Annotated in this window: 25 protein-coding genes; 6 read left to right on the forward strand and 19 right to left on the reverse strand. The window is 73.1% G+C overall.

Annotated elements, in window-relative coordinates; translation table 11 throughout:
* Positions 1-29: 29 nt before the first annotated feature.
* From truB to rimP, 7 genes are all read right to left on the reverse strand, one after another.
* The gene (gene truB, locus ACZ63H_RS07945) at positions 30-935 is read right to left on the reverse strand and encodes a tRNA pseudouridine(55) synthase TruB (RefSeq protein ID WP_469862956.1); all 906 of its coding nucleotides are present in this window, start codon (positions 933-935) and stop codon (positions 30-32) included.
* On the reverse strand, positions 932-1,390 hold the full coding sequence (gene rbfA / locus ACZ63H_RS07950) for a 30S ribosome-binding factor RbfA (protein ID WP_469862957.1): 459 nt from the start codon (positions 1,388-1,390) through the stop codon (positions 932-934). Before rbfA ends, truB begins: the two co-directional genes overlap by 4 nt.
* A gap of 52 nt (positions 1,391-1,442) precedes the next feature.
* Positions 1,443-1,736, reverse strand: a complete 294-nt coding sequence (locus ACZ63H_RS07955; RefSeq protein WP_469862958.1) for a DUF503 domain-containing protein — start codon at positions 1,734-1,736, stop codon at positions 1,443-1,445.
* A gap of 196 nt (positions 1,737-1,932) precedes the next feature.
* The gene (infB, locus tag ACZ63H_RS07960) at positions 1,933-5,016 is read right to left on the reverse strand and encodes a translation initiation factor IF-2 (protein WP_469862959.1); all 3,084 of its coding nucleotides are present in this window, start codon (positions 5,014-5,016) and stop codon (positions 1,933-1,935) included.
* A 145-nt stretch (positions 5,017-5,161) separates the two neighbouring features.
* Positions 5,162-5,458 (reverse strand): YlxR family protein, encoded by a 297-nt coding sequence (locus ACZ63H_RS07965; protein ID WP_469862960.1) that lies wholly within the window; start codon positions 5,456-5,458, stop codon positions 5,162-5,164.
* A 160-nt stretch (positions 5,459-5,618) separates the two neighbouring features.
* Positions 5,619-6,605 carry a transcription termination factor NusA gene (gene nusA / locus ACZ63H_RS07970; RefSeq protein WP_469862961.1) on the reverse strand — a complete coding sequence of 329 codons (987 nt, stop codon included), beginning with the start codon at positions 6,603-6,605 and terminating at the stop codon, positions 5,619-5,621.
* A gap of 2 nt (positions 6,606-6,607) precedes the next feature.
* Positions 6,608-7,120, reverse strand: coding sequence for a ribosome maturation factor RimP (gene rimP / locus ACZ63H_RS07975; RefSeq protein ID WP_469862962.1), 513 nt, complete (start codon positions 7,118-7,120; stop codon positions 6,608-6,610).
* Between the two features lie 206 nt (positions 7,121-7,326).
* Here rimP and ACZ63H_RS07980 point away from each other — a divergent pair, with 206 nt between their 5' ends.
* The 3 genes from ACZ63H_RS07980 (at position 7,327) to ACZ63H_RS07990 (ending at position 9,880) form a co-directional block, all read left to right on the forward strand.
* Positions 7,327-7,830 carry a hypothetical protein gene (locus ACZ63H_RS07980; RefSeq protein ID WP_469862963.1) on the forward strand — a complete coding sequence of 168 codons (504 nt, stop codon included), beginning with the start codon at positions 7,327-7,329 and terminating at the stop codon, positions 7,828-7,830.
* Positions 7,827-8,351, forward strand: a complete 525-nt coding sequence (locus tag ACZ63H_RS07985) for a ferritin-like domain-containing protein (protein WP_469862964.1) — start codon at positions 7,827-7,829, stop codon at positions 8,349-8,351. The genes ACZ63H_RS07980 and ACZ63H_RS07985 overlap by 4 nt, the downstream gene beginning before the upstream one ends.
* 629 nt (positions 8,352-8,980) lie before the next feature.
* Positions 8,981-9,880 carry an aminoglycoside phosphotransferase family protein gene (locus ACZ63H_RS07990; RefSeq protein ID WP_469862965.1) on the forward strand — a complete coding sequence of 300 codons (900 nt, stop codon included), beginning with the start codon at positions 8,981-8,983 and terminating at the stop codon, positions 9,878-9,880.
* A 48-nt stretch (positions 9,881-9,928) separates the two neighbouring features.
* Here the strand turns inward: ACZ63H_RS07990 and ACZ63H_RS07995 are convergent, their stop codons facing one another.
* The 4 genes from ACZ63H_RS07995 to ACZ63H_RS08010 all read right to left on the reverse strand — a co-directional run bounded on the left by ACZ63H_RS07995 (position 9,929) and on the right by ACZ63H_RS08010 (position 13,320).
* Positions 9,929-11,632, reverse strand: a complete 1,704-nt coding sequence (locus ACZ63H_RS07995) for a proline--tRNA ligase (protein ID WP_469862966.1) — start codon at positions 11,630-11,632, stop codon at positions 9,929-9,931.
* Between the two features lie 73 nt (positions 11,633-11,705).
* Positions 11,706-12,236, reverse strand: a complete 531-nt coding sequence (locus tag ACZ63H_RS08000; protein ID WP_469862967.1) for a GNAT family N-acetyltransferase — start codon at positions 12,234-12,236, stop codon at positions 11,706-11,708.
* A 20-nt stretch (positions 12,237-12,256) separates the two neighbouring features.
* Positions 12,257-13,105, reverse strand: coding sequence for a GNAT family N-acetyltransferase (locus ACZ63H_RS08005; RefSeq protein WP_469862968.1), 849 nt, complete (start codon positions 13,103-13,105; stop codon positions 12,257-12,259).
* On the reverse strand, positions 13,105-13,320 hold the full coding sequence (locus ACZ63H_RS08010) for a hypothetical protein (RefSeq protein ID WP_469862969.1): 216 nt from the start codon (positions 13,318-13,320) through the stop codon (positions 13,105-13,107). The genes ACZ63H_RS08005 and ACZ63H_RS08010 overlap by 1 nt, the downstream gene beginning before the upstream one ends.
* Here ACZ63H_RS08010 and ACZ63H_RS08015 point away from each other — a divergent pair.
* Positions 13,270-13,647 (forward strand): ATP-binding protein, encoded by a 378-nt coding sequence (locus ACZ63H_RS08015; protein ID WP_469862970.1) that lies wholly within the window; start codon positions 13,270-13,272, stop codon positions 13,645-13,647. The genes ACZ63H_RS08010 and ACZ63H_RS08015 overlap by 51 nt on opposite strands.
* Before the next feature lie 33 nt (positions 13,648-13,680).
* Here ACZ63H_RS08015 and ispG read toward each other — a convergent pair whose 3' ends face one another.
* The 3 genes from ispG to dxr form a co-directional block, all read right to left on the reverse strand.
* The gene (gene ispG, locus ACZ63H_RS08020) at positions 13,681-14,838 is read right to left on the reverse strand and encodes a flavodoxin-dependent (E)-4-hydroxy-3-methylbut-2-enyl-diphosphate synthase (RefSeq protein WP_469862971.1); all 1,158 of its coding nucleotides are present in this window, start codon (positions 14,836-14,838) and stop codon (positions 13,681-13,683) included.
* Positions 14,839-15,007: 169 nt separating this feature from the next.
* A complete protein-coding gene (locus ACZ63H_RS08025; RefSeq protein ID WP_469862972.1) occupies positions 15,008-16,312 on the reverse strand; it encodes a M50 family metallopeptidase in 1,305 nt (434 codons plus the stop codon).
* Positions 16,309-17,577, reverse strand: a complete 1,269-nt coding sequence (gene dxr / locus ACZ63H_RS08030) for a 1-deoxy-D-xylulose-5-phosphate reductoisomerase (protein WP_469862973.1) — start codon at positions 17,575-17,577, stop codon at positions 16,309-16,311. Before dxr ends, ACZ63H_RS08025 begins: the two co-directional genes overlap by 4 nt.
* A gap of 156 nt (positions 17,578-17,733) precedes the next feature.
* Here dxr and ACZ63H_RS08035 point away from each other — a divergent pair, with 156 nt between their 5' ends.
* Positions 17,734-18,192 carry a lamin tail domain-containing protein gene (locus tag ACZ63H_RS08035; RefSeq protein WP_469862974.1) on the forward strand — a complete coding sequence of 153 codons (459 nt, stop codon included), beginning with the start codon at positions 17,734-17,736 and terminating at the stop codon, positions 18,190-18,192.
* Here ACZ63H_RS08035 and ACZ63H_RS08040 read toward each other — a convergent pair.
* Entirely contained in the window at positions 18,189-20,126 is a 1,938-nt protein-coding gene (locus ACZ63H_RS08040; RefSeq protein WP_469862975.1) for an acyl-CoA dehydrogenase family protein, read from the reverse strand. The two genes, ACZ63H_RS08035 and ACZ63H_RS08040, sit on opposite strands and share 4 nt — an antisense overlap.
* A gap of 303 nt (positions 20,127-20,429) precedes the next feature.
* On the opposite strand from ACZ63H_RS08040, the gene ACZ63H_RS08045 reads away from it, so the two are divergent.
* Complete coding sequence (locus ACZ63H_RS08045; protein WP_469862976.1) at positions 20,430-21,443, forward strand: LacI family DNA-binding transcriptional regulator; 1,014 nt, start codon at positions 20,430-20,432, stop codon at positions 21,441-21,443.
* Positions 21,444-21,485: 42 nt separating this feature from the next.
* Here ACZ63H_RS08045 and ACZ63H_RS08050 read toward each other — a convergent pair whose 3' ends face one another.
* The 4 genes from ACZ63H_RS08050 to ACZ63H_RS08065 are packed head-to-tail and all read right to left on the reverse strand — an operon-like array spanning position 21,486 to position 26,587.
* Positions 21,486-22,199 carry a glycoside hydrolase family 12 protein gene (locus tag ACZ63H_RS08050; protein WP_469862977.1) on the reverse strand — a complete coding sequence of 238 codons (714 nt, stop codon included), beginning with the start codon at positions 22,197-22,199 and terminating at the stop codon, positions 21,486-21,488.
* A gap of 28 nt (positions 22,200-22,227) precedes the next feature.
* A complete protein-coding gene (locus tag ACZ63H_RS08055; RefSeq protein WP_469862978.1) occupies positions 22,228-24,420 on the reverse strand; it encodes a glycosyl hydrolase family 95 catalytic domain-containing protein in 2,193 nt (730 codons plus the stop codon).
* The gene (locus ACZ63H_RS08060) at positions 24,417-26,387 is read right to left on the reverse strand and encodes a beta-galactosidase (protein ID WP_469862979.1); all 1,971 of its coding nucleotides are present in this window, start codon (positions 26,385-26,387) and stop codon (positions 24,417-24,419) included. The genes ACZ63H_RS08055 and ACZ63H_RS08060 overlap by 4 nt, the downstream gene beginning before the upstream one ends.
* Positions 26,384-26,587, reverse strand: a complete 204-nt coding sequence (locus ACZ63H_RS08065; RefSeq protein WP_469862980.1) for a hypothetical protein — start codon at positions 26,585-26,587, stop codon at positions 26,384-26,386. The genes ACZ63H_RS08060 and ACZ63H_RS08065 overlap by 4 nt, the downstream gene beginning before the upstream one ends.
* Between the last annotated feature and the right edge of the window lie 159 nt (positions 26,588-26,746).

Genomic DNA, 26,746 nt, shown 5'->3' on the forward strand with positions numbered 1-26,746 from the left:
CGGCGGACGGCCGCGGGGGCCGGCCGGGCTCAGCCGAAGACGGCCAGGCTCTTGGCCTTGCCCCGGTGCTCCTCGACGAGCGCGAGGAAGCGGTCCTCCGGACCGAATACGGCCACCGCACCGGCGCCCGCGTACTCCTCGGGCATCTCCAGCCGGACGCCGTTGAGCAGCAGCCGGGCCCGCTTGGCGTCGACCTGCCAGCGCCGGAACGCGGCGTCCGCGGCCTGGGCGATCGGCATCACGGTCAGCTCCTGCTGGAGCTGGTCCAGGGTCCGGGCCTCGTCCAGTCTGTAGGGGCCGACCCGGGTGCGGCGCAGGGCGGTGAGGTGGCCGCCCACGCCGAGACCGGCGCCCAGGTCGCGCGCCAGGGCGCGGATGTAGGTGCCGGAGGAGCAGACCACCGACACCACCAGGTCGAGCACGGGCGTGCCGTCCTCGGCGACCGCGTCCCGGACGTCGTACACGGCGAAGGAGGAGACGGTCACCGGCCGGGCGGGGATGTCGAATTCCTCGCCCTCGCGGGCCCGCTTGTACGACCGGACGCCGTCGATCTTGATGGCGCTGACCTTGGACGGCACCTGCATGATCTCGCCGGTGAGCTTGGCGATGCCGGCGTCGATGCCGTCCCGGGTCACCTTGGAGGCGTCGGTGGACGAGGTGATCTCGCCCTCGGCGTCGTCGGTGAGGGTGGTCTGGCCCAGGCGGATGGTGCCCAGGTACTCCTTCTCGGTGAGCGCGAGGTGCCCGAGGAGCTTGGTGGCGCGCTCGACCCCGAGGACCAGGACGCCGGTGGCCATCGGGTCGAGGGTGCCGGCGTGGCCGACGCGGCGGGTCCTCGCGATCCCGCGCATCTTGGCGACCACGTCGTGCGAAGTGAAGCCCGACGGCTTGTCGACGATGACGAGGCCGTCGGGCGTGGTGTGCTCCTGGGTCATTCGGTGGCGTCGCCGTCCGTGTCGCTGTCGTCGTCCGCCGGCTTGCGGTAGGGGTCGGCACCGGCGGCGTACGTGGCGCCGGTGGCCGCCTCGCGCACCTTCTCGTCGGACTGCCGGGCCTTGTCGAGGAGGTCCTCGATGGTCCGGGCGGTGTCCGGCAGGGCGTCCGCGACGAAGGTCAGGGTCGGCGTGAACTTCACCCCGGCCGCGCGGCCCACCTCGGAGCGCAGGATGCCCTTGGCGCTCTCCAGGCCCGCCGCGGCGGCGCTGCGCTCCTCTTCGTCGCCGTAGACCGTGTAGAAGACGGTCGCCTCCCGCAGGTCACCCGTGACCCGGGTGTCCGTGATGGTGACGTGTGAGCCGAGCCGCGGGTCCTTGATCCCGCGCTGCAGCTTCTGGGCCACCACCTCCCGGATGAGGTCCGCCAGCCTTTTCGCCCGCGCGTTGTCGGCCACTGGTCCGTCTCCCGTTCTTTCTTCTTGCTTGCGTTCTGTGGTCTGGTCGTCGTCAGTCGTCTTCGCCGTGGAAGCGGCGTCGGACCGACAGCAGCTCCACCTCGGGGCGCGCGGCGACCAGCCGTTCGCACCGGTCCAGCACGTCGGTGAGGTGCGCCGCGTCGCCGGAGACCACGGCGAGGCCGATGATCGCCCGCCGATGGAGGTTCATGTGATCCACCTCGGCCGCGCTCACCGCGTACTTCCGCTGGAGCTCGGCGACGATCGGGCGGACGAGGGAGCGCTTCTCCTTCAGCGAGTGGACGTCGCCGAGGAGGAGGTCGAAGGACAGAGTCCCCACGTACATGTCGGTTCCGGTTTACCCGCCGGTACGGGATCGATGGCCTGGAGCCACCGTACCGCGTGCCCGCCGGGGGCTCGACCGGGTTTTCCGGGGGCGGCGCCCCGGGTTCCCGCTCGCCCGCCCGCGCGAACGGGTGGGCGGAAACGGCGCGCTGGCCGACGGGACCGAAATCCCGCCGGCCAGCACGAACCGTCGGCTGTTACGCCCGCGGCTTCTCGCGCATCTCGTACGTCGCGATGACGTCGTCGACCTTGATGTCGTTGAAGTTGCCGAGGTTGATACCGCCCTCGTAGCCTTCGCGGATCTCGGTGACGTCGTCCTTGAAGCGACGCAGGCCCTCGATGTTGAGGTTCTCCGCGACGACCTTGCCGTCGCGGATGAGGCGCGCCTTGGTGTTGCGCTTGACCTCGCCCGACCGGATGAGCACACCGGCGATGTTGCCCAGCTTGGACGACTTGAAGACCTCGCGGATCTCCGCCGTACCGAGCTCGACCTCCTCGTACTCCGGCTTCAGCATGCCCTTCAAGGCCGCCTCGATCTCCTCGATCGCCTGGTAGATGACCGAGTAGTACCGGACGTCCACGCCCTCGCGCTCCGCCATCTGCGCGGCACGGCCGGCCGCACGGACGTTGAAGCCGATCACGATGGCGTCCGAGCCCATCGCCAGGTCGATGTCGGACTCCGTGACCGCACCGACGCCGCGGTGCAGGACGCGGATGTCGACCTCTTCGCCGACGTCCAGCTGGAGCAGGGAGGACTCGAGGGCCTCGACGGAACCAGAGGCGTCACCCTTGATGATCAGGTTCAGCTGCTGGACCTCGCCGGCCTTGAGCACCTTGTCCAGGTCCTCCAGCGACACGCGGCGCGTGCGCTTGGCGAACGCGGCGTTGCGCTCGCGGGCGGCGCGCTTCTCGGCGATCTGACGGGCCGTACGGTCCTCGTCGACCACCAGGAAGTTGTCGCCCGCACCCGGGACGTTGGTCAGGCCGAGGACCTGGACCGGCGTCGACGGGCCGGCCTCGGCGACGTTGTTGCCGTTGTCGTCGAGCATGGCGCGCACCCGGCCGTAGGCGTCGCCCACGACCATCGTGTCGCCGACCCGCAGCGTGCCTCGCTGGACGAGGACCGTCGCCACGGCACCGCGGCCGCGGTCGAGACGGGACTCGATCGAGATGCCCTGCGCGTCCTGGTGCGGGTTGGCCCGCAGGTCGAGCGAGGCGTCGGCCGTGAGGACCACGGCCTCCAGCAGCGAGTCGATGTGCAGACCCTGCTTGGCGGAGATGTCGACGAACATGGTGTCGCCGCCGTACTCCTCGGCCACCAGGCCGTACTCGGTCAGCTGACCGCGCACCTTGGTCGGGTCGGCACCCTCGACGTCGATCTTGTTGACCGCGACCACGATCGGCACGTCGGCCGCCTTGGCGTGGTTGAGCGCCTCGACCGTCTGCGGCATGACGCCGTCGTTGGCCGCGACGACCAGGATCGCGATGTCGGTCGACTTCGCACCACGGGCACGCATGGCGGTGAACGCCTCGTGACCCGGGGTGTCGATGAAGGTGATCTTGCGCTCTTCGCCGTTGACCTCGGTCGCGACCTGGTAGGCACCGATGTGCTGGGTGATGCCGCCGGCCTCGCCCGCGATGACGTTCGTCTTGCGGATCGCGTCGAGCAGTCGGGTCTTACCGTGGTCGACGTGACCCATGACGGTCACCACCGGCGGACGGACGACCAGGTCCTCCTCGGAGCCCTCGTCCTCGCCGAACTCGATGTCGAAGGACTCGAGCAGCTCGCGGTCCTCCTCCTCCGGGCTGACGATCTGAACCGCGTAGTTCATCTCGTCGGCGAGGAGCTGCAGGGTCTCGTCGGAGACGGACTGCGTGGCCGTGACCATCTCGCCGAGGTTCATCATGACCGCGACGAGCGACGCCGGGTTGGCGTTGATCTTCTCCGCGAAGTCGGTGAGCGACGCGCCGCGGGAGAGACGGATGGTCTCGCCGTTGCCGCGCGGCAGCATCACGCCGCCGACGCTCGGGGCCTGCATGGCCTCGTACTCCTGGCGCCTCTGCCGCTTCGACTTGCGGCCACGACGCGCGGGACCACCGGGACGGCCGAAGGCGCCCTGCGTGCCACCGCGGCCACCGGGACCACCGGGACGGCCACCGAAGCCGGGACGGCCACCGCCGCCACCGCCGGGACCACCCGGACGGCCGGCGAAGCCACCGCCGCCGCCACCGGGACCAGCGGGACGGCCGGCGAAGCCGCCACCGCCGCCACCGGGACGGCCGGCGAAGCCGCCGCCACCGGGACGACCGCCGCCGCCACCGGGACGTCCACCGGCACCGGGACCGCGGCCGCCGGGGCCACCGCCGCCCGGACGCGGGCCGGCAGCGGGACGCTGCGGCATCATGCCGGGGTTCGGGCGCGGACCGGCCGGGCCGGGACGCGGGCCGCCCTGCGGGCGGGGCATGCCGGCCGGCGACGGACGCGGACCGCCGGGAGCCTGCGGACGCGGACCGCCGCCCTGGGGGCCGGCCGCCTGGGGGCGCGGGGCGCCGCCGGGACCGCCGGGACCGGGACGCGGACCGCCCTGCGGGCGCGGGGCCTGCGGACGGGCCATGCCGGCGTTGCCGCCGGAGGTGAAGGGGTTGTTGCCCGGGCGCGGACCGGACGGACGGGCACCCGGACGCGGGGCCTGGCCGCCGGGACGCTGACCGCCCTGACCCGGACGGGGCGCCTGGCCCTGGCCGGAGGCCGGACGGGAACCGCCGGGCTTCGGGGCGCCGGGGCGGGAGCCGCCGGGGCGCGGGCCCTGGGCGGCCGGAGCCTGCGGGGCCTGCGGAGCCTGCGCGGCCGGAGCGGCCGGCGGAGCGGTGAACTCCGGGGCGGCCGGGGCCGGACGCGGCGCGGGCTTGGGACCGGGCACCGGGCGCGGACCCGGGGCCGGCGCGGACGCCGCGGGGGCCGACGGGGCGGCCGGCTGCGGGGCGGCGGGCGCCGCCGGAGGCTTGGGAGCCGCCGCCGGCCGCGGGGCCGGGGAAGCCGGACGTGCCGCCTGCGCCGGAGAGGGCGCGGCGGGCTTGGGGGAGGCCTTGCGCGGGGCGGGCTTCGCGGACTTGCCGCTGCCACCGCCCTGGAAGGCGTCGGTCAGCTTGCGTACAACCGGCGCTTCGATGGTCGAAGACGCCGAACGGACGAATTCACCGAGTTCCTGGAGCTTGGCCATGACGACCTTGCTCTCTACACCGAACTCCTTGGCGAGTTCGTATACCCGGACCTTAGCCACTTCGCTCCTTTGAGGTCCGGGTTGAAGCCGGACCGTCGCTAGTTCATGGGCGTACTCATCGCGTACTCATCGAGTGCTCATCGCAATCTCGACCTGCTTTCGACTCGCGAGGTACCAGACCGTACGGGGTTCCGTACGGCACGTCTTACTGCGTTGCCTGCTCGGCAACTGTCGTCCGCTCGACGTATTGACGCAACGCCTTTGTGTCGAGCGCTCCCGGGACGCGCAGTGCCCGCGGGAACGCCCGGCGGCGTACCGCCTGGTCGAGACAGACCAGGGCGGGATGCACATAGGCACCCCGGCCGGGCAGCGTACCGCGAGGATCGGGGACGCATGCGTCCCCGCTCTTCACGATCCGCAGGAGATCGTTCTTGGCCGCCCGCTCCCGGCACCCCACACAGGTGCGTTCAGGGCATGTTCGGGCGTGCGTCCGGCCAGACACGGTTAAGTCTACCTCCCCGTACCGACCTCACTCCTTTGGGGCAAGAATCGAACGGCTGTTGTCGTGATCTCAGCGTCGGGCGGCCGGTATCCATTCCCCGGCCGCGGCTCCGCTCCCCCGGCTCCGGTCCTGCTCCCGGCTCCCCGGGGCCTTCTCCCGGCTAGGCGCCGGCCTGCTCGGTGTCCGGCCGGATGTCGATCCGCCAGCCGGTGAGGCGGGCGGCGAGGCGGGCGTTCTGGCCCTCCTTGCCGATCGCCAGCGACAGCTGGTAGTCCGGCACGGTCACCCGCGCGGAGCGGGCGGCCATGTCCACGACCTCCACCTTGCTCACCCGAGCGGGTGACAGGGCGTTCGCGACCATCTCGGCCGGGTCGTCCGACCAGTCGACGATGTCGATCTTCTCGCCGTTCAGCTCGCCCATCACGTTGCGCACCCGGCCGCCCATGGGGCCGATGCAGGCGCCCTTGGCGTTCAGGCCCGAACGGGTGGACCGTACGGCGATCTTGGTGCGGTGACCGGCCTCACGGGCGATCGCGGCGATCTCCACGGAGCCGTCGGCGATCTCCGGCACCTCCAGGGCGAAGAGCTTCTTCACCAGGTTCGGGTGGGTGCGGGAGAGGGTCACGGACGGGCCGCGGACGCCCTTGGCCACGCGGACGACGTAGGACCGCAGGCGCATGCCGTGCGGATAGGTCTCGCCGGGCACCTGCTCCTGCACCGGCAGGATGGCCTCCAGCTTGCCGATGTCCACGAGCACGTTCTTCGGGTCGCGGCCCTGCTGGACCACGCCGGTGACGATGTCGCCCTCACGGCCGGCGTACTCGCCGAGCGTCGCGTCGTCCTCGGCGTCGCGCAGCCGCTGCAGGATCACCTGCTTGGCGGTGGTGGCGGCGATGCGGCCGAAGCCGGACGGGGTGTCGTCGAACTCGCGGGCCGCCTGGCCCTCCGCGAGGTCCTCGGGGTCCTCCTTCGCCCACACGGTCACATGCCCGGTCTCCCGGTTGAGCTCCACGCGCGCGTGTCGGCGGCTTCCCTCGGTGCGGTGGTAGGCGATGAGGAGGGCCGACTCGATCGCCTCGACCAGCAGGTCGAAGGAGATCTCCTTCTCCCGGACCAAACCCCGCAGGGCGCTCATGTCGATGTCCACGGCTACGCCTCCTCCTCTTCCTTCATGTCCTTCTTGCTGTCCTTGCGGTTGAACTCGACCTGCACGCGCGCCTTGGCGATCTCCGGGAAGCCGAGCCTGCGGCGGGTGGCCTTGCGGCCCTTCACCCCGGGCACCTCCACGTCGATCCCCTCGTCGTCGGCCTCCAGGATCCGGGCGAGCAGCTCGCCGCCCTCCGTGAGCTGGAACTTCACGAGCCGGTCGACGGCGCGCACGAAGTGCCGGTGCTCGGTGAGGAGGCGCTCCGCGCCGGGGGTGCCGACTTCCAGGTCGTACGCGTCCTCGCCCATCGCGTTGGTCTCGTCCAGCTTCGCCGAGAGCGCGCGGCTCACATCGGCGATCCGGTCCAGGTCCGCTCCGGTGTCGGAGTCGACGACGACGCGCAGCACCCGCTTGCGTCCTACGGAGTCCACGGCGATCTCTTCGAGATCCAGCCCATGGGAGGTGACGAGCGGTTCCAGCAGCTCTCGCAGCCTCTCGCTCTGGGTGGTGCTCATCCGGGTGACTCCTCGGCCGCGTGTGCTGTTGTGGGATGGGTCGCGTGTCTGGACAAAGCCTACTGCCTCCGGCGGGGGGTGCTTCGCAGCGGCGGGCGGGTCCGCTGAGCCGGTGACATGCGGCGAGCGGATGCGCGGGTACCGTGATCAACGGCGGGCGCCGTTCCCGCCCGTGTGTTCGTACGAGCCCCCCGAGGACGTCAGCCGTGCCGTACCCCTCGCCGTCGCGCACCCCCTCGGGGCCGCGCAGAAGAACCCTGCTCGCCTCGGCCGCCGGCGTCACCCTGCTGGCGGGCTGTTCGGCCGGAACGGACCCGGCCGGCGACGGACCATCGGCCACCGCGCGGGCCCGCGCGCGTGCGGCGCTCGACAGCCGGGGGCTGCTGGCGCGGTACGACGCCGTGCTCGCCGCGCATCCCGCCCTGGCGGACCGGCTGCGGCCGCTGCGGGCGCAGGTCGCGGCGCACGCGGCGGCGTTCGAGGACGGTGCGCCGCCCACGCCCACGCCGTCGGCGTCGAAGCCCTCGGCCGCGCCCGTGCCCGCCGCGGAGAAGGACGCGGTCGCCGGGCTGGCCGCCGCCGAGCGCGCCCTCGCCGACCGGCGGGCCCGGGACCTGCTGGAGGCGCCGGACGAGGTGGCCCGGCTGCTGGCGTCGGTCGCGGCGGCCGGTGCCGCGCACGCGTACCTGCTGACGGAGGGAGCCCGGTGAGCGAGGAGACGGAGCGGGCCGAGGTGACCGCGCTCCAGGCGGCGCTGGCCGCGGAGCACGCGGCGGTCTACGGCTACGGGGTCGTCGGCGGCCGGATCGGCGAGCGGCGGCGGGCGGAGGCACGGACGGCGTACGACGCCCACCGGGCGCGCCGGGACGCTCTGGTGCGCGCGGTGCGCGACCTGGGCGCCGCTCCGGTCGCGGCGAGCGCCGCGTACGCGCTTCCGTTCCCGGTCGAGGACGGGCCGGCGGCGGTACGGCTGGCCGCGCGGCTGGAGGAGGGGGTGGCCGGCGTGTACGCGGACCTGGTGCGGGCGGCGACCGGGGCGCGGCGGGCCGAGGCGGCCGGGGCGCTCAGGGAGGCGGCGGTGCGGGCGGTGCGCTGGAGCGGGGAGAGCGTAGCCTTCCCTGGGCTCGCCGAGCGGTCCGGCGAACGGACCGACAAGCGGACCGGCGCGGCCGGCACGACCACGTCGCCTTCCGGTTCCGCGACGGCCGCCACGGCCCCGGCGAGGCACTGAGACGCCGCTGCGCGGCTCGTACGCCGTTGCCGGCGGGCCACGCGGACGGACGCGGACGGACGCGGTCGCCCGCCCCGACGGCACGACGACAGGACCGCAGGACGGCAGTACGGCAGGAGGGCGCCGGGGAGGTGCGCGGGACCGCGCGGCCGGCCCCGGCCGAACGGACCGGAAACGGTTCGGGCCGGGACCGGATACCGAACCGGATCGGAATCGGTCCCGAACCGGGCCCGGGCCGGATCAAGGCCGGACTGGATCGGGCCCGGACCAGACTGGAGCAGGCTCGGACCAGACTGGAGCGGGCTCGGACCGGGATAGGCCAGGGTCGGGACCGGATCCGGTCGGATGCCGGGCCGGGAGCGGATCGGATACCGAGCCAGGCCCGGACCAGATCGGGACCGGCCCGGATCAGGGCCGGATCAGGGCCGGACTGGAGCGGGCTCGGACCGGGTCAGGTCAGGATCGGGACGGATCCGGTCGGATGCCGGACCGGGATCGGATCGGGACCGGGCCGGTACAGGGCCGGACCGGGCAAGGCCGGAGACGGACCGGGACGGGATCGGGCTCGGCCCCCTGTGGGCCGGGGCGGTGACCGGACATGGACCCCACACGAAGGGAACGACTCGCGGATGGCTTTGGAACCGCCGCCGCGCCTGGTGCGGGCGCTCGGTGAGACGGCACCGGCCGGGGACGACTGGCTGGCGCGGCTGCCCGCGGCGGCCGAGGAGGCCGCCGCCCGGCGCGGGTTGACCGTCGAACGGGTGCAGGTGCCGGGCGGGCGCAGCAGCCTGGTGATGCTGGTACGGCGGCCGGACGGCACCCCGGCCGTGCTGAAGCTGGTGCCGCCCCGGTCCCGCCCGGAGAGCGAGCGGGCGGCGCTGGCGCACTGGGCCGGGCTGGGCGCCGTACAGCTGCTGGAGGACGGCGCGGGAGACGGGGCGCTGCTGCTGGAGCGGCTGCACCCGGATGTGTCGGTGCGCTCCCTGCCGGAGGCGAAGGCGCTGCTGGAGGCGGCGGGGACGCTGCGCAGGCTGTGGGTGGAGCCGCCGGCGGGGCACGTCTTCGAGACCGTCGCCGAGCGCACCGGGCGGCAGGCGGCGGCCATGCGGGCGAGTGCCGGGACCGATCCGGAGGTGGCGCCGCTCGTGGAGTCGGCGCTCGCCGCCCGGGAGGCGCTGCTGGCCGCGCCGCCCGAGGACCGGCTGCTGCACGGCACGTTCCGGCAGAGCAAGGTGCTCTCGGGCGAGCGGATGCCGTGGCTCGCCGTGGGCCCGGACCCGGTGGTCGGGGACAGCGCCTTCGACCTGGCGCGGCTGGTCCGGGACCGGGTGGAGGACCTGATCGCGCAGTCGTCCGGCCCCGCCACCACCCGGCGCCGGATCAAGCGGCTCGCGGAGTCGCTGGAGGTCGACCAGGACCGGCTGCGCGGCTGGACGCTGTTCAGGGCGGTGGAGTCCGGGGTGCGGGCGCTGCGGGTGGGCCGGCCGGCGGACGCGGAGCTGCTGCTGGAGTTCGCGGGCTGGCTGTAGCGACGACGCCCCCGGGAGACCCGGGGGCGTCGTCGGCGGGCCCGGTGCCTACGCGGTCAGGCGGGCGATCGCTTCCTCGACCGTCAGCTCCTCGCGCTCACCGGTCTTGCGGTCCTTCAGCTCCAGCACGCCTTCGGCGGCGCGGCGGCCGGCCACCAGGATCTGCGGGACGCCGATCAGCTCGGAGTCGGTGAACTTCACGCCCGGGGAGACCCCGGCCCGGTCGTCCACGAGGACGCGGACGCCCGCGGCGGCGAGCTTCCCGGCGACGTCGAGCGCCAGCTCGGTCTGGAGGGCCTTGCCGGCGGCGACCACGTGCACGTCGGCGGGGGCGACCTCCTTGGGCCACACCAGGCCCTTGTCGTCGGCGGTCTGCTCGGCGAGCGCGGCGACGGCGCGGGAGACGCCGATGCCGTAGGAGCCCATGGTGACGCGGACCGGCTTGCCGTTCTGGCCGAGGACGTCCAGCTTGAGGGCGTCGGCGTACTTGCGGCCGAGCTGGAAGATGTGGCCGATCTCGATGGCGCGGTCCAGCTGGAGGCCGGTGCCGCACTTCGGGCAGGGGTCGCCGTCCTGGACCACGACGACGTCCACGTACGCGTCGACCTCGAAGTCACGGCCGGCGACGACGTTCTTCGCGTGCGTGTGCTCCTTGTTGGCGCCGGTGATCCAGGCGGTGCCGGGGGCCACGCGCGGGTCGGCGATGTACTTCACCTTCTCGCCCAGGCCCTGCGGGCCGACGTAGCCGCGGACCAGCTCGGGGTGGGCGGCGAAGTCGGTCTCGGTGACCATCTCGACGGCGGCCGGGGCGAAGTGCGCCTCGACCTTGTCCAGGTCCACCTCGCGGTCGCCGGGCACGCCCACGGCGACGATCTCGCCGTCCACCTTGACCAGCAGGTTCTTCAGCGTGGCGGAGGCCGGGACGCCGAGCGAGGCGGCCAGCGTCTCGATGGTCGGGGTGTCGGGGGTGGGGATCTCCTCCAGCGCGGGCACGGCGGAGCCGTCCACCGGCGCGAGCTGGTAGGTGATCGCCTCGGTGTTGGCGGCGAAGTCGCAGTTCGGGCAGTCCGCGAAGGTGTCCTCGCCGGCCTCGGCCGGGGCGAGGAACTCCTCGGACTTGGAACCGCCCATGGCGCCGGCGGTGGCCGCGCAGATGCGGTAGTCGAGGCCGAGGCGGGCGAAGATCCGCTGGTATGCCTCGCGGTGCAGGGCGTAGGAGGTGCCGAGGCCCTCGTCGTCCAGGTCGAATGAGTAGGAGTCCTTCATCAGGAACTCGCGGCCGCGCAGGATGCCGGCGCGGGGGCGGGCCTCGTCGCGGAACTTGGTCTGGATCTGGTAGAGGATCACCGGCAGGTCCTTGTAGGACGTGCACTGGTCCTTGACCAGGAGGGTGAAGATCTCCTCGTGGGTGGGGCCGAGGAGGTAGTCGCCGCCCTTGCGGTCCTTGAGCCGGAACAGCTCCTGGCCGTACTCGTCCCAGCGGCCGGTCGCCTCGTAGGGCTCGCGGGGCAGCAGGGCGGGCAGGGTGACCTCCTGGGCGCCGATGGCGTCCATCTCCTCGCGGACGACGCGTTCGACGTTCGCGAGGACCTTCTTGCCGAGGGGCAGCCAGCTCCAGATGCCGGCCGCCGTGCGGCGGACGTAGCCGGCGCGGACGAGGAGCTTGTGGCTGAGGACCTCGGCGTCCGCCGGGTCGTCGCGCAGCGTCTTCGCCATCAACTGGGACATGCGCTGGACCGGTGCGTTGGCCATGGTTCTCGTACTCCTGCCGGATAAAGGTGGTGGCATGGAGGTTATCCGGGCCGCCCGTGCCGGTGGAAATCGGTTAGCGCCTGCGCAGCGGCAGCGGGGCGCCCATCACGGCGTAGGGGCGCTGCGCGCTCGGGAAGTGCACCTGGCGGGCGAGGTCGGTGTAGCCGAGGGAGTGGTACAGGCCGCGGGCGGGACTGTCGACGTCGATCGCGGAGAGGATCGAGCGGGGTTCGGCGGCGGTGTCGGTGATGGTGGTGATCAGCTTCCGGCCGATGCCCCGGTTCTGGTGGTCGGGGTGGACGTGCAGCTCGGTGATGACGAAGGAGTCGTCCAGCCAGTGGTCGTTGCCGCCGGCGCGCAGGTAGGGCTCCACGACGGTGGACCACCAGTGGGCGCGGCTGTTGGGCATGCCGTACACGAAGCCGACGAGCCGGCCGCCGGCGGTCGCGCCGTAGGCCCGCGCGCCCTGGTACTGCATGTGGCGCTGGACGATCTGCCGGCGTACGGCGACCTCCTCCGGGCCGAGGCCGAAGGCGACGGCTTGGACAGCCAACGCCTCGTCCACGTGGGCGGTGAGGTCCAGGGGGCCGATCACTGGGTCCATGCGGGGAGCGTACAGGGGTGTCAGAAGAGCACACTCATGAAGGCTCCGGTCTCCCGGAAGCCGACGCGCCGGTACGTCCTTCTCGCCGCGGTGTTGAAGTCGTTGACGTACAGGCTCGCGACGGGGGCGACGTCCGCGAGGGCGTAGCGCAGCACCGCGGCCATGCCGGGGGCCGCCAGGCCCCTGCCCCGGTACTCGGGGGCCACCCACACGCCCTGGATCTGGCAGGCCTGGGGGGTGGCGGCGCCGATCTCCGCCTTGAACACGACCCGGCCCCCCTCGTCGACGCGGGCGAAGGAGCGGCCGGAACCGACGAGTTCGGCGACCCGGGCCTGGTAGAGCAGGCCGCCGTCGCCGGACAGCGGGGAGACGCCGACCTCCTCGGTGAACATCGCCACGCACGCCGGCATGATCGTCTCCATCTCGTCCTTGCGGACGCGGCGGACGTACGGGTCGGGGGCGATGTCGTCGGGCATGCGGTCGGTGACCATCAGCGGCTGGCGGGCGCGGACGTCCCGGGCCGGGCCCCAGTGCGGCTCCAGCAGCCGCCAGAGCTCGGCGGTGGCGTCGGCGGGGCCGACGATGGAGGAGCAGCGGCGACCGGCCCGGCGGGCGCGGTCGGCGAAGGCGCGGACGGCGCGGGGGGTGGCGCAGATGGGGACGAGGTTGGCGCCCGCGTAGCACAGGGACGTGAGCATGCCGTCCTCGTACCAGCCCCACATCTCGCCGCCGAGCCGCCAGGGGTCGAGGCCGGCGACCCGGACCCGGGAGGCCACGAAGGCGTTGGCGACCGGCTCACGATCGAGCACGGCGAGCGCCGCGTCCAGGTCACTCGGTTCCAGGACCCGGGTTGTGGTCTGGGTCAACACTACGGGGCCTCACGGTGGGGTTCTGCTGGTCCCGGCACTGTACCTCCTGGACCTGCGCGGCGCCTCGCCGCGGGAGCGAGATCGACGCACGGACGCCGGGCGGACCCGGCGAACGCGTCCCGGGCCGCCGCCGGCACCGCGAGGGTGGGGGCGGTGGCGGGGTCGTGCTGGGAGTCCCGGACGTAGAAGGCGGTGGGGCGGGCGGCCACCTCCACGCATTCGCCGCCCTCGCCGTCGCCGCTCTCGAACCACGCGGGCTCGGACGGCTCTTCGCCGCCGGGCCGGCGTCGACCGCGGTCCGGCACGGGCACGTGGCCGGGCGGGACTTCGGGCCGCGGCTCACCGCGTCGGACGACGCCCTGCGGCTGGAGGTGTCCGGCACGCGGACCGAGCGGCTGCCCGAGGCGCGGGAGCCGTGTGACGAGTCCGGCCGGGGGCTGATGCCGGTGGAGGCGCTCGCCGGCGAGTGGGGCGTCGCGCCGAGGCAGCCGGGCAGGACCGTGTGGGCCGGGGTACGGCCGAGTCCCGCCACCGGGCGGTGACGGGACTCACGGGAACAAGGGCGGGTACGGGGGTCAGCCCGCGACCGACACCGACGGCTCGCCCGAGGTCACGCCGTCCGCCTCCATCTGCTCGGCCAGCTTCATGGCCTCCTCGATGAGGGTTTCCACGATCTTGGACTCGGGGACGGTCTTGATGACCTCGCCCTTGACGAAGATCTGGCCCTTGCCGTTGCCGGAGGCGACGCCGAGGTCGGCCTCGCGGGCCTCGCCGGGGCCGTTGACGACGCAGCCCATGACGGCGACGCGGAGCGGGACCTCCATGCCGGTCAGGCCGGCCGTGACCTCTTCGGCGAGCTTGTAGACGTCGACCTGGGCGCGGCCGCAGGACGGGCAGGAGACGATCTCCAGGCCGCGCTGGCGCAGGTTCAGGGACTCCAGGATCTGGATGCCGACCTTGATCTCCTCGACCGGCGGGGCCGAGAGGGAGACGCGGATGGTGTCGCCGATGCCCTGCGACAGCAGAGCGCCGAAGGCGACGGCCGACTTGACCGTGCCCTGGAAGGCGGGGCCGGCCTCGGTGACGCCGAGGTGCAGCGGGTAGTCGCACTGCTCGGCGAGCTGGCGGTAGGCCTCGATCATCACGACCGGGTCGTTGTGCTTGACGGAGATCTTGATGTCCCGGAAGTCGTGCTCCTCGAAGAGGGACGCCTCCCACAGGGCCGACTCGACCAGCGCCTCGGGGGTCGCCTTGCCGTACTTCTGGAGCAGGCGCCGGTCCAGGGAGCCGGCGTTGACGCCGATCCGGATCGGGGTGCCGTGGTCCTTGGCGGCGCGCGCGATCTCCTTGACCTTGTCGTCGAACTGCTTGATGTTGCCGGGGTTGACGCGGACCGCGGCGCAGCCGGCCTCGATGGCGGCGAAGACGTACTTGGGCTGGAAGTGGATGTCGGCGATGACCGGGATCTGCGACTTCTTCGCGATCGTGGCGAGGGCGTCGGCGTCGTCCTGGGTGGGACACGCCACACGGACGATCTGGCAGCCGGAGGCGGTCAGCTCGGCGATCTGCTGGAGGGTGGCGCCGATGTCGGACGTGCGGGTGGTGGTCATCGACTGGACCGAGACCGGCGCGTCCCCGCCGACCGCCACGCTTCCGACCTGGATCTGCCGGCTCTTCCGGCGCTCGGCGAGCCTGGTCGGAACGGACGGCATGCCGAGAGAAATCGCAGTCATCTGCTGTGCAACCCCAAGTCGTGGTTCAGGATCCGGTCCCGTATACGGCGGGCTCCAGGGTCCGAGATTACGGCACCGGGCCGGGCGCCACACATCACACCCGTGATCCGGCGCGCTCGCGGGCGGCCCGGAACCGGAGGGGGTTCCGGGCCGCGTGAACACGGGGTGGCTAGGAGATCTTCACCGGGTTGACGAGGTCCGCGATCAGCACCAGGACGGTGAAGCAGACGAAGATCCCGGCCACCACGTACGCCACCGGCATCAGCTTGGCGACGTCGAACGGGCCGGGGTCGGGCCGGCGCAGCACCCGGGCCAGGTTCCTCCTGAGGGCCTCCCACAGGGCGCCCGCGATGTGCCCGCCGTCGAGCGGCAGCAGCGGGAGCATGTTGAACAGGAAGAGGGAGAGGTTGAACATGCCGAGCATCATCACGAACATCGCCACCTGCTGGGAGGCGGGGATGTCCAGGGTGGCGATGTCGCCGGTGATGCGGGCGGCGCCGACGATGCCCACCGGGGAGTCCGGTTCGCGCGGGCCGTCGCCGAAGGCGGCGTCCCACAGGGCGGGGATCTTGCCGGGCAGGTCGGCGAGGGACGCGACGGCGTCGCCGACCCGGTCGGTCATCCAGGCCACGGAGTCGTCGAAGTCCATCGTGACCACGCCGGTGGCGGCGCCGAAGCCGAGGAAGCCGGCCTCGACGTACTTGCCCTGGACGTAGCCGCCGCCGGCGTCCTTCTTGGCGACCAGGTTCGTGGCGATCCTGGCGTGCAGGGTGAGCCGCCTGCCGTCGCGCTCGACCACGATCGGCACGGACTTGCCGGCGCTGTCCCGGATGAGGTCCGAGAGCGTGTCCCAGTCCTTGGTGGGCCTGCCGTCGAAGGAGACGATCTTGTCGCGGGTGCGGAGGCCGGCGGCCTGGGCCGGGGAGGGCTTGTCGGTCTTGGCGCAGGTGTCGCGGTTCTCGCTCTGGGCGATGACGCAGGGCGAGACGGAGGCGACGGTGGTGGTCTGCTGCTGGACGCCGAAGCCCATGAGCACGGTGAAGAACAGGCCGATCGCGAGGACGAGGTTCATGAAGGGGCCGGCGAACATGACGATGACCCGTTTCCACGGTTTGCGCGTGTAGAACATGCGCGTCTCGTCGCCGGGCTTCAGTTCCTCGAAGGACGCCGCTCTGGCGTCCTCGATCATGCCGCGCCAGGGGGAGGTGGAGCGGGCGGCGACCCGGCCCTGGTCGTCGGGCGGGAACATGCCGATCATGCGGATGTAGCCGCCGGCCGGGATGGCCTTGATGCCGTACTCGGTCTCGCCCTTCTTGCGTGACCAGATGGTCGGGCCGAAGCCGACCATGTACTGCGGGACGCGGATGCCGAAGAGCTTGGCCGTGGACAGGTGCCCCAGCTCGTGCCAGGCGATCGAGACGAGCAGGCCCACCGCGAAGACCACTATGCCGAGGATGAACATCAAGGTCGTCATGCACGCGCCTCCGCGGTCGCCGTCGTGGCTGTGAGTTCGCGGGCCCGGGCGCGGGCCCAGGTCTCCGCTTCGAGGACGTCCGACACGGTGAGCGAGGTTCCCGTGACCGGGGTGCCGTGCTCCTCGACCACCCGGGTGACGGTCTCCACGATTCCGTTGAAGGGCAGCGTGCCGTCCAGGAAGGCGGCGACGCACTCCTCGTTGGCCGCATTGAACACCGCCGGGGCCGTGCCCGCGAGCCGCCCCACGTGCCGGGCGAGGTTCACCGAGGGGAAGGCCTCGTTGTCCAGCGGGAAGAATTCCCAGGTGGACGCCTTGCTCCAGTCGAAGGCGGGCGCGGCGTCGGGGACGCGTTCGGGCCAGCCGAGGCCGATGGCGATCGGCCCGCGCATGTCGGGGGGCGTCGCCTGGGCGATCGTGGAACCGTCGGTGAACTCGACCATCGAGTGGACGTACGACTGGGGGTGCACGACCACCTCGATGCGGTCGAAGGGGATGTCGTACAGCAGGTGTGCCTCGATGACCTCCAGCCCCTTGTTGACCAGCGTCGCGGAGTTGACGGTGATCACCGGGCCCATCGCCCAGGTGGGGTGGGCGAGGGCGTCCCGCACGGTGACGCCGGCCAGCTCGGCCCTGGTGCGGCCGCGGAAGGGGCCGCCGGAGGCGGTGACGACGAGCTTGCGGACGTCGGCGCGGGTGCCGGCGGCGAGGGCCTGGAAGAGGGCCGCGTGCTCGGAGTCCACCGGGATGATCTGGCCGGGCTTGGCGAGCGCGGTGACCAGCGGACCGCCGACGATCAGCGACTCCTTGTTCGCGAGCGCGAGGGTGCGGCCCGCCTCCAGGGCGGCCAGGGTCGGGGCGAGGCCGATGGAGCCGGTGATGCCGTTGAGGACGGTGTGGCAGTCGGAGGCGGCGACCTGGGTGGCCGCGTCGGGCCCGGCGAGTATCTCGGGCAGCGGCTCGGTGCCGTACGCGGCGCCGAGCGCCTCGCGCAGCGCGGGTACGACGTCCTCGCGGGCGACCGCCACGGTCCGCACCCGCAGCCGGTGCGCCTGCTCGGCCAGGAGGGCCACCCGGCCGCCGTTCGCGGACAGGGCGGTGACCCGGAAGCGGTCGGGATTGCGCAGCACGAGGTCGATGGCCTGGGTGCCGATGGATCCGGTGGAGCCGAGGATCACCACGTCCTTGGGTCCGTCGCCGGCGGCGGGGTCGTAGACGAGGTGCGGGTCGGCGAGGGGTGCCGGATGGGCGGGACTGTCGGTCATCCTCCCATTGTTGCGGCAAGCGGCGGCGGCCCGGACAGCGCGTCCCCCGGGTGGGTGCGCCGGCCGGGATTCCCCTTGTGAAACCGCCATGAAGATCTTGTGATAAACACTTCGTTCCGCATGACTTCACGGACGACATCCTGGGGGGATATCTCCATGCGCACTGTGCGCCTGCGCGCCGCCCTGCCCGCGCTCGCCGGAGCGGCCCTGCTCACCGGCACCCTGCTCAGCACCCCGGCCGAGGCCGCCGGGGGCGTGAGGATCCACCACGTGTGGTTCGACAGCCCCGGCAAGGACGACCGCTCCAACAAGAGCCTGAACGGCGAATGGGTGCAGCTGAAGAACACCGGCGGGCGGGCCGTCTCGCTCAAGGGCTGGGTGCTGAAGGACGCCTCCAACCACAAGTACGTCTTCCCGAACGTCAAGATCGGCGCCGGGAAGTACCTGAAGGTCCACACCGGCAGCGGCTCGGACACCGGCTCCGACAAGTACCAGGGCCGCCGCGCCTACGTCTGGAACAACGACAAGGACACGGCCACCCTGACCAAGGCGAACGGCGGCAAGGTCGCCTCCTGCTCCTGGACGACCCGGGACCCGAGCGACAAGTACTGCTAACTCCCGTACGGACGGCGGGCGTTCTCGTGTCGCGAGGGTCCGGGGGTCGCGTCGGCGATCCACGGGCCCTCGCCCGACGGGTCGAGGACGCCCTCCTCCAGCCAGGTGTGGGAGCCCGCGAGGACGGCTCCGACCAGCCTCCGGTCCGGGTCGTCGGTGTTGGTCCACAGGCGGGTGAACAGCTCGCCGACGCGAATCCGGGCCTGGCGGCAGAAGGCGTCGGCGAGCTGGTACGCCTCGCGGCCGTGCGGGCCCTCGGCGCGCAGCCGCTCCGCGCGCACGCAGGCCGCGCTCATCGCGAACAGCTCGGCGCCGATGTCCACGATCCGGCCGAGGAAGCCCTGCCTGGACTCCAGCCGGCCCTGCCAGCGGGACATGCCGTAGAAGGTGGAGCGGGCGAGCCTGCGGGCGGTGCGCTCGACGTAGCGCAGGTGTCCGGACAGGTCCGTGCCGTGCCGGAACCCGCCGTACGACCGGGGCAGCTGACCGGGGCCCGCGAGGAGTCTCGGGAGCCATCCGGCGTAGAAGACGCCCGCGTTCGCGCCGGCCCGCGCCTTGTCGGCCAGGGACTTGTCCGGGTCGATCAGGTCGCCCGCGACCGAGAGGTGGGCGTCCACGGCCTCCCGCGCGATCAGCAGGTGCATGATCTCCGTGGAGCCCTCGAAGATGCGGTTGATGCGCAGGTCGCGCAGGATCTGCTCGGCCGGGACCGGGCGTTCGCCGCGCGCCCGCAGGGACTCGGCCGTCTCGTAGCCGCGCCCGCCGCGGATCTGGACCAGTTCGTCGGCCATCCTCCAGGCCATCTCGGAGCCGTAGAGCTTGGCGAGGGCCGCCTCGATGCGGATGTCGCGGCGGTCCTCGTCGGCCATCTGCGAGGAGAGGTCGAGGACGGCCTCCAGGGCGAACGTGGTCGCCGCGATGAACGCGATCTTCGAGCCGACGGCCTCGTGCAGCGCCACCGGCTTGCCCCACTGCTCGCGCTCCGCCGCCCACTCGCGGGCGATCTTCAGACACCACTTGCCGGCGCCCGCGCACATCGCGGGCAGCGACAGCCGGCCGGTGTTGAGCGTGGTGAGCGCGATCTTCAGACCGGCGCCCTCGGGGCCGATCCGGTTCGCCGCCGGGACCCTGACCCGGTGGAAGCGGGTGACGCCGTTCTCGATGCCGCGCAGGCCCATGAAGGCGTTGCGGTGCTCCACGGTGATGCCCTCGGAGGCGGCCTCCACCACGAACGCGGTGATGCCGCCCGGATGCCCCTCGGACTTCGGCACCCGCGCCATGACGACGAGCAGGTCGGCGACCACCCCGTTGGTGGTCCACAGCTTCACCCCGTCGAGGACGTACGCGTCGCCCTCGGGCACGGCCGTGGTGGCGAGGCGGGCCGGGTCGGAGCCCACGTCGGGCTCGGTGAGCAGGAACGCGGAGATGTCGGTGCGGGCGCAGCGGGGCAGGAACGCCTCCTTCTGCTCGCGCGTGCCGAACAGCTTCAGCGGCTGCGGCACCCCGATCGACTGGTGGGCGGAGAGCAGCGCGCCGACGGCGGGGCTCACGGAGCCGACCAGGGCGAGGGCCTTGTTGTAGTACAGCTGGGAGAGGCCGAGACCGCCGTACTCGGGGCCGATCTTCATGCCGAGGGCGCCGAGTTCCCTCAGGCCCGCCACGACCTCGTCGGGGATGCGGGCCTCGCGCTCGATGCGGGCGGGGTCGACCACCGCCTCGCAGAAGGCGCGCAGCTTCGCCAGGAACTCCTCGCCGCGCCGCACGGACTCCTCGTCGGGCAGCGGGTGGGGGTGGATGAGGTCGAGCCGGAAGCGCCCGAGGAACAGCTCCTTGGCGAAGCTGGGCCCCCGCCAGTCCCGCTGCCGGGCGGCCTCCGCCACCCGGCGGGCCTCGCGCTCGGTGACGGTGGTGCGTGGGGTGGTGGTGGCGGACATCGAGGCTCACCTCGCCGCGAAGAGGGACGGCCGGGACCGTTCGGCACCGACCGGTGCCCTTGGATCGTTGGTACCCGAAACGGGCGGCCCCCGCCACCGGGGCGCGGCGGCCCGGCGCTAGCGTGGAGCCCCGGCGGCCGTCGCCCGGCGTGGCGGCGACCACCGCATGGCCGGGAAAACGCTGTCGAAGCGCTTCGACAGCCTATGGACACCCCGGTATCCCTGGAGTTAGGGTCGATCACACCCTCACCCCCCTGTCGGCAATGCGCAGTGTCGAAGCGCTTCACAAAGCTTGGAGAGCGGATGGTCACCCTCGCCGAGGTCGCCCAGCACGCCGGAGTCTCGGCGAGCACGGTGAGCTATGTCCTCAGCGGCAAGCGGTCCATCTCCGCCACCACCCGGCACCGGGTCGAGCAGAGCATCCGGGAACTCGGCTACCACCCGAACGCCGGCGCCCGCGCCCTGGCCGGCAAACGGTCGAACATCATCGCCCTGATGGTTCCGCTGCGCACCGACATGTACGTACCGGTGATGATGGAGATCGCCATCGCGGTGGCCACCACCGCCCGCACGCACGGCTACGACGTCCTGCTGCTCACCGGCGAGGAGGGTCCCGACGCGGTGCGCCGGGTCACCGGCAGCGGGCTGGCCGACGCGATGATCCTGATGGACGTGGAGCTGGAGGACGAACGGCTGCCGCTGCTCAGGGGCACCGGCCAGCCGTCCGTGCTGATCGGCCTGCCCGCCGACGCGGGCGGTCTGACCTGCGTGGACCTGGACTGGAGCGCGACCGGCGCGCTGTGCGTGGAGCATCTGGCCGGCCTCGGGCACCGTGACGTCGCCGTCATCGGCGAGGCCCCGGCGGTCTACGAACGGCACACCGGATTCGCCGAACGCACCCTGGACGGGCTGCGCTCCGGGGCCCGCCGGGCGGGCGTGCGGCTGCTGCACCGGCCGTGCGAGGGCGGGTACGACGCGATGGCCCTCACCCTGGCCCGGATCTTCGACGAGCGTCCGGCGACGACCGGGTTCGTGGTGCAGAACGAGTCGGCGGTGGAGCCGCTGCTCGCGCTGCTGCGCCAGCAGGGCCGGGCCGTCCCGGAGGACGTGTCCGTGGTCGCCGTCTGCCCGGACCAGGTCGCCGTGCAGGCCTCGGTGCGGCTGACCTCGGTGGCCGTCCCCGCCCAGGAGATGGGCCGGCGGGCCGTGGAGCACCTGGTGGCCAAGCTGGACGGGCAAGGCGGCGACGAGGTCGTGCTGCTCGCGCCCGAGCTGACGCGCCGGGCGAGTTCGGGACCGGCCCCGGCCGCGCCCTGACGCCGAGGGGCCGGCCCCGCCGGAGGAGCCGGCCCCGGCCGCTCAGCCGCCGCTGACGGTCAGGTTGTTGGTGGTGAAGTCCAGGCCGCCGGACGAGGACGTGATCTCGTAGCCGAACTGGACGTCGCCGATGGTCTCGTTGCCGAACCAGCCCTTGGTGTCCTTGATCCACTTCAGGATCGGGAGGATGTTCACCGTGCCCGAGGCGGAGTTGGAGGTGCGGATGAAGGAGAAGACCTCGTTGGCGCCGTTGCTGCCCTTGTAGACGGTCCAGGTGTGACCGCCCAGGGTGACGTTGCCCTGCGAGGTGCCGAGGGGGCCGACGGGTCCGGTCTTGTTGACCCAGAGCATGATCTCGTAGTCGTAGTCCGTGTCCCAGATGTCGTACGACGTGTTGTACGCGCCGGACGCCGGGACGGTGACGTTGTAGGCGCTGGTGAGCGAGGTCAGGGAGGTGATCGGCTTGTTGATCACCTTCTTGGCGTTGGGGTAGGACTTGATCCCGCCGGTGTCGGGGTGGTTGGCGCGCACGCCCCAGTTGGTGCCCGAGTTGGCCCAGACGCACTGGCTGCCGGCGCCCGATCCCCAGATGTTGTTGTAGAGGGTGTAGCCGTTCAGCGTGGTGTTGCCCCACTGGTCGCAGGTGTTCCAGACGGCGGCGGAGGCGGGCGCCGAGGCCAGGCCGACGGTGGCGCCGAGGGCGAGTGCGGGGGCGATCAGGGCCTTGGCGACCCTGCCGATGGTGCTCGTTGCCATGGTGTCCCTTCCATGGGTGGGGGGAGGTTCACCGCGTCCTCAGGGTGAGGACGCGGTCTTCCCCGGCGACCAGGTCGAGGGGCTCGGCGCCGGAGGAAGTCCGCAGTTCGACGCGGTGGGTGCGGCCGGGCCGGACGACCGCCCGGGCGCCGTCCGGGCCCCAGGCGAGGTCGACCTCGGCGCCGAACCGGGTGCGCACGCCGCGCAGTTCGCCGCGCGGGCAGCCGTCCGGGACCGCCGGGAGCAGGATCAGGCGGTCCGGGGTGGACTGGACGAGCGTCTCGATGAGCACGCCGGGGAGGGTGTGCGCGGCGTCCGCGTTGTAGACGTCGCGGCCGGGATAGTGGGCGCTCATCAGGGAGGCGTGGAAGAAGTCGCCGTCGAGGACCCGGCGCAGGGCGCGTCCGGCGCGCTCGGGGTCGCGCAGCCGGGCGGCGATCAGGGCGCGGTGGAGATGGCCGTGGGCGGAGTCGTTCTCGGCGCCGCGCAGCCGAAGCGCCCGGTGGGCGGCGGCGGCCAGCCGCGGGGTGTCGTACGGGGTGATCTCCTCCAGGGGCCAGACGCCGTACAGGTGGCTGAGGTGACGATGGTCGTAGCGGTCGTGCAGGCCGGGCCAGGCCCACTCGGCGAGGGCGCCGTCGGCGTTGATCCGGTGCGGGGGCAGCCGGTCGGCCAACGCCCGCCAGCCTTCGCCGCGTTCGGGGTGGTAGCGGGCGGCGGTGCGCAGGGTGTGACGGGCGGCGGAGAGGTCCATGGCCGCGTTGACCGCGCCCCAGCTGCCGTTCGCGGGGCGGTTCTCCGGCGAGTAGGACGGCACGATCGCCAGGTGGCCGTCGGCGTCGGTGCGGGTGAGGAAGTCCTCGTAGAAGAGGGCGGCCTCGGCGAGGGCTGCGGCGGTGCGCGGGTCCCGCGTGCCCTCGGTCTCGTCGTGGTCGACCAGCGGCTTGAGCAGCCAGTCGGCGCCGGCGGTCCACAGGTGCAGCGGGTACTCGCGGCTGAAGTGGTACGCCAGCCCGGACTCGCCGTCGCTGTGCGCGGGCGCGACCGCGCCCCGGGTGCCGAAGACCGCGCGGGCGTTGGCCCGCCAGTCCGGCAGCTGCCGGGCGACCAGGCCGGCCAGCGCCTCGGTGACCTCGGGCAGGGCGGCGGCGGGCGCGGCGGCGGTCTGGAGGTTGAGGTTGGCGTTGGTGGTGAACCCGCCGGACCAGGCGGTGTCCCAGTCGCCGGTCCACAGTCCGGTGAGCCGGGGCGGGTGGTGGCCGCTGCTGGAGAGCAGGTGGTAGCGGCCGGCCGCGAACAGCCGCTCCAGCAGGGCCGGGCCGGGCGGGCGCCGCAGCAGCTCGGAGCCGGGCAGGGCGCGTTCGGCCGGGTCGGCGCCGAGGTCCAGGGTGACCCGCAGGTAGGCGGCGCGGTGCCGGTCCAGGTGGCGGGCGAGCAGGCCGTCGTAGGGGCGTTCGGTGCCGTCGAGCAGGTCCTGCAGGTGCCGGGACTCGGCGCCGACGTCCGCCTCGCCGGTGTGCCGCAGCACCCTGGTGAGCAGGAGGGCGGAGCGGCAGCCGGTGACGCGGACACCGGGCGGGGTGAGTTCCGTCCGGCCGCCGGTGACGGCGACCAGGGTGACGCCGGTGTAGGCGCGGTCGCTGTCCGGGTACCTGACGCGCAGGCTGAGCACGGCGCCCCCGGGAGTGAGCAGCGCGCCGTGCCCGACCCGCAGCCCGGCCGGGGCGCCCGGCAGCCGGTGGTCCAGGGTGAGGTGGAGGTCGCCGGCGGTGACCTCGTGCACGATCACGTCGTCGGCGCGGGAGACGAAGACACGGCTCACGGCGCCGCGGCCGGCCGCCGTGACCTCGCCGCTGGTGAAGTCGACGGCCCGGCGCACCTCCCGTCCGCGGCCCGCCGGCCGGCGCACCCGGACCTGGAAGGCGGGGTGGAAGGGCTGCACCCACTGGAGCGGGCGGCCGTCGGTGAGGGCCTCGGCGGCGGTGAGGTGCCCGGCGAGCAGCCGGTCCTGGACCTTTGGGAGGGCGGCGGCCAGCCGGGGCGGCCGGGCGTGTTCGCCGCCGTTGGGCCGCACCAGGGTGTGCTGGGTGACGATGACCCGCTCATCGACCGGATCACCGGACACGAGGGCTCCGTGGTGGCCGTTGCCGCTCAGGAAGGCGTCCTCCCAGCGCGCGGCCGGGGCCGGCTCCCAGGTGCCGTGGACCGGGGTGGCGCTCATGACCGCAGCACCGCCACACCGTAGCGGCCGAGGGTGACCGCGTCCGTGACGTCCGCGTCGCCGAGCAGGTCGCGGTGGGTGCCCGGGACCGGGACGGTGACCGGTTCCCGCCCGTGGTTCAGCAGGAACAGCAGGTCGCCCCGGCGCACCGCCTCCACCCCCCGCGGCAGCCTGTCCAGCACCGGCCGGACCCCGGCCCCGGCGGCGATGCCGGCCAGCAGGGAGCGCAGCGCCTCCGGTTCGGGCAGCGTGGACAGGTACCAGGCGCGGTCCCGGCGCAGCACGGCGGGCAGCCCGTCGAGTTCCCCGCCCCGGTAGGGCACGGTCTCGGCGGCACCGGGCTCCGGCTCGATCTCCTCCGACCACAGCGTGCCGCGAAAGCCCTCGCACCCGACGGTCTCCCCCTCCTCCAGCGGCCACCACTCGTGCAGGGTGCGGATGCCGAACAGCTCGCGCAGCCGGGCGTCCATGCCGCCGGGGCGGACCCGGTCGTCCTCGTCGACGATCCCGGTGAGGAAGCCGCAGACGAGGGTGCCGCCCGCACCGGCGTACGCGAGGAGGTTGGCGACGGCGGAGTCGGTGAGGAGGTACAGCTGCGGGGCGACGACGAGCCGGTAGCCGGACAGGTCGTCCTCCGGGTGGGCGAAGTCGGTGGTGAGGTGGGCCTCCCACAGGGCGCGGTGCCAGGCGGTGAGCACCTCGGGCAGGCCGACCCGCGTCGACGGGCGCCCCTCGTGGTCCCCGGCCCACCAGGAGTGCCAGTCGTGCAGGATCGCCACGTCGGCGGTGATCCGGGTGCCGGACACCTGGTCCGCGATCCGGGCCAGGTCGGCGCCGAGCCGCTTGACCTCCTGGAACGTGCGGCCTTCGGGGCCCGCGTGGCCGAGCATGCCGGAGTGGAACTTCTCGGCGCCCTGCCGGGACTGGCGCCACTGGAAGTAGCAGACGGCGTCCGCGCCGCGGGCCACGGCCTGGAGGGACCACAGCCGGTTCAGGCCGCGCGGCTTGGGGTGGTTCACCCCGCGCCAGTTGACCGGTCCGGCCGCCTGTTCCATCAGCATCCACGGGCCGCGCGCCTGGGACCGGGTGAGGTCCTGCACCAGCGCGCCGGCCTGCGCGCCCAGCGGGTCGCGCGGGTCGGGGTACAGGTCGACGGAGACGACGTCCTCCTCGCGGGCCCAGCGCCAGCCGTCCTGCCCGGTCCACAGCGGCATGAAGTTGGTGGTCACCGGCAGGTGCGGGGTGTACCGGCGGACGATGTCCCGTTCGGCGGTGCAGCACTCCAGGAGCATGTCGGAGGTGAACCGCCGGAAGTCCAGCACCTGGCCGGGGTTCTTCAGGTAGTGCGGCCGGCGCGGCGGCAGGATGCCGTCCCAGGTGTCGTAGCCCTGGCTCCAGAAGTCGGTGCCCCAGGCCGCGTTGAGGGCGTCCAGGGTGCCGTACCTCTCCCGCAGCCAGCGGCGGAAGGCGGCGGCGGCCTCGTCGCCGTAGTCGAAGGTGCAGTACTCGTTGTTGATGTGCCACAGGGTGAGCGCGGGGTGGCCGCCGTAGCGGGCGGCCAGGTCCTCGGTGATGGCGGCGGCGTACCGGCGGTAGGTGGCGCTGGAGTGCGAGAAGTGCTGCCGCCCGCCCCACCATTCGGTGCGCCCGTCGGCGTCCCGGGGCAGGGTGTCCGGGTGCAGCCGGCCCATCCAGGGCGGCGGGGAGGAGGTGGGCGTGGCGAGGACGACATCGACGCCGTGCTCGTGCAGGAGGTCCATCAGCCGGTCGAGCCAGCCGAACTCCCGCTCCCCCGGCTCGGGTTCGAGCCGGGACCAGGAGAACACCCCGACCGTGACGGAGTTGACCCCGGCCTCTTTCATCAGCCGGACGTCCTCGTGCCAGGTCGCCTCCGGCCACTGCTCGGGGTTGTAGTCGCCGCCGAAGAGGATGCGGCCCCGGGTCGCGTCGGCGAGGGTCGGCTTCACGCGGGCTCCCCGTGCTGGATGCCCCGCCCGCCGGTGGCGAGGTGGAAGAGGAGGCCGGTGACGGATACCGTGCCGCCGATCACCGCGGTGCGCCGGCGGTACGTCAGCCGCCCGGCCCGGGCCGCGTGTACGGGGGCGGGCATGCCTGCCGGTGCGGCGGCGGCCGCCGTTCCTGCGGGGACGGTTCTGCGGGTGGGCATGGGACACCTCGGCTGGGACGTCGTGGTGGGGTGGTCCGGTACGGGGACCGGGGTGGGGGCGGGACGCTTGCCGGGGGGCCGGGGCAGCGCGCGAAGGGCGCGGGGAGGACTGCGCGAGCGACTCCTGCGCAACCGCGGTCGCCGACGCCACCGCACCGC

The organism is Streptomyces sp. NPDC104831, from assembly GCF_055583025.1.

Bases quoted from the DNA above. Each gene is read 5' to 3' on its own strand.
- truB (WP_469862956.1), bottom strand. From the start codon at position 935: ATGACCCAGGAGCACACCACGCCCGACGGCCTCGTCATCGTCGACAAG.
- ACZ63H_RS07955 (WP_469862958.1), bottom strand. From the start codon at position 1,736: ATGTACGTGGGGACTCTGTCCTTCGACCTCCTCCTCGGCGACGTCCAC.
- rimP (WP_469862962.1), bottom strand. From the start codon at position 7,120: ATGAGCACCACCCAGAGCGAGAGGCTGCGAGAGCTGCTGGAACCGCTC.
- ACZ63H_RS07990 (WP_469862965.1), top strand. From the start codon at position 8,981: ATGGCTTTGGAACCGCCGCCGCGCCTGGTGCGGGCGCTCGGTGAGACG.
- ACZ63H_RS07995 (WP_469862966.1), bottom strand. From the start codon at position 11,632: ATGGCCAACGCACCGGTCCAGCGCATGTCCCAGTTGATGGCGAAGACG.
- ACZ63H_RS08000 (WP_469862967.1), bottom strand. From the start codon at position 12,236: ATGGACCCAGTGATCGGCCCCCTGGACCTCACCGCCCACGTGGACGAG.
- ispG (WP_469862971.1), bottom strand. From the start codon at position 14,838: ATGACTGCGATTTCTCTCGGCATGCCGTCCGTTCCGACCAGGCTCGCC.
- ACZ63H_RS08025 (WP_469862972.1), bottom strand. From the start codon at position 16,312: ATGACGACCTTGATGTTCATCCTCGGCATAGTGGTCTTCGCGGTGGGC.
- dxr (WP_469862973.1), bottom strand. From the start codon at position 17,577: ATGACCGACAGTCCCGCCCATCCGGCACCCCTCGCCGACCCGCACCTC.
- ACZ63H_RS08035 (WP_469862974.1), top strand. From the start codon at position 17,734: ATGCGCACTGTGCGCCTGCGCGCCGCCCTGCCCGCGCTCGCCGGAGCG.
- ACZ63H_RS08040 (WP_469862975.1), bottom strand. From the start codon at position 20,126: ATGTCCGCCACCACCACCCCACGCACCACCGTCACCGAGCGCGAGGCC.
- ACZ63H_RS08045 (WP_469862976.1), top strand. From the start codon at position 20,430: ATGGTCACCCTCGCCGAGGTCGCCCAGCACGCCGGAGTCTCGGCGAGC.
- ACZ63H_RS08050 (WP_469862977.1), bottom strand. From the start codon at position 22,199: ATGGCAACGAGCACCATCGGCAGGGTCGCCAAGGCCCTGATCGCCCCC.
- ACZ63H_RS08055 (WP_469862978.1), bottom strand. From the start codon at position 24,420: ATGAGCGCCACCCCGGTCCACGGCACCTGGGAGCCGGCCCCGGCCGCG.
- ACZ63H_RS08065 (WP_469862980.1), bottom strand. From the start codon at position 26,587: ATGCCCACCCGCAGAACCGTCCCCGCAGGAACGGCGGCCGCCGCCGCA.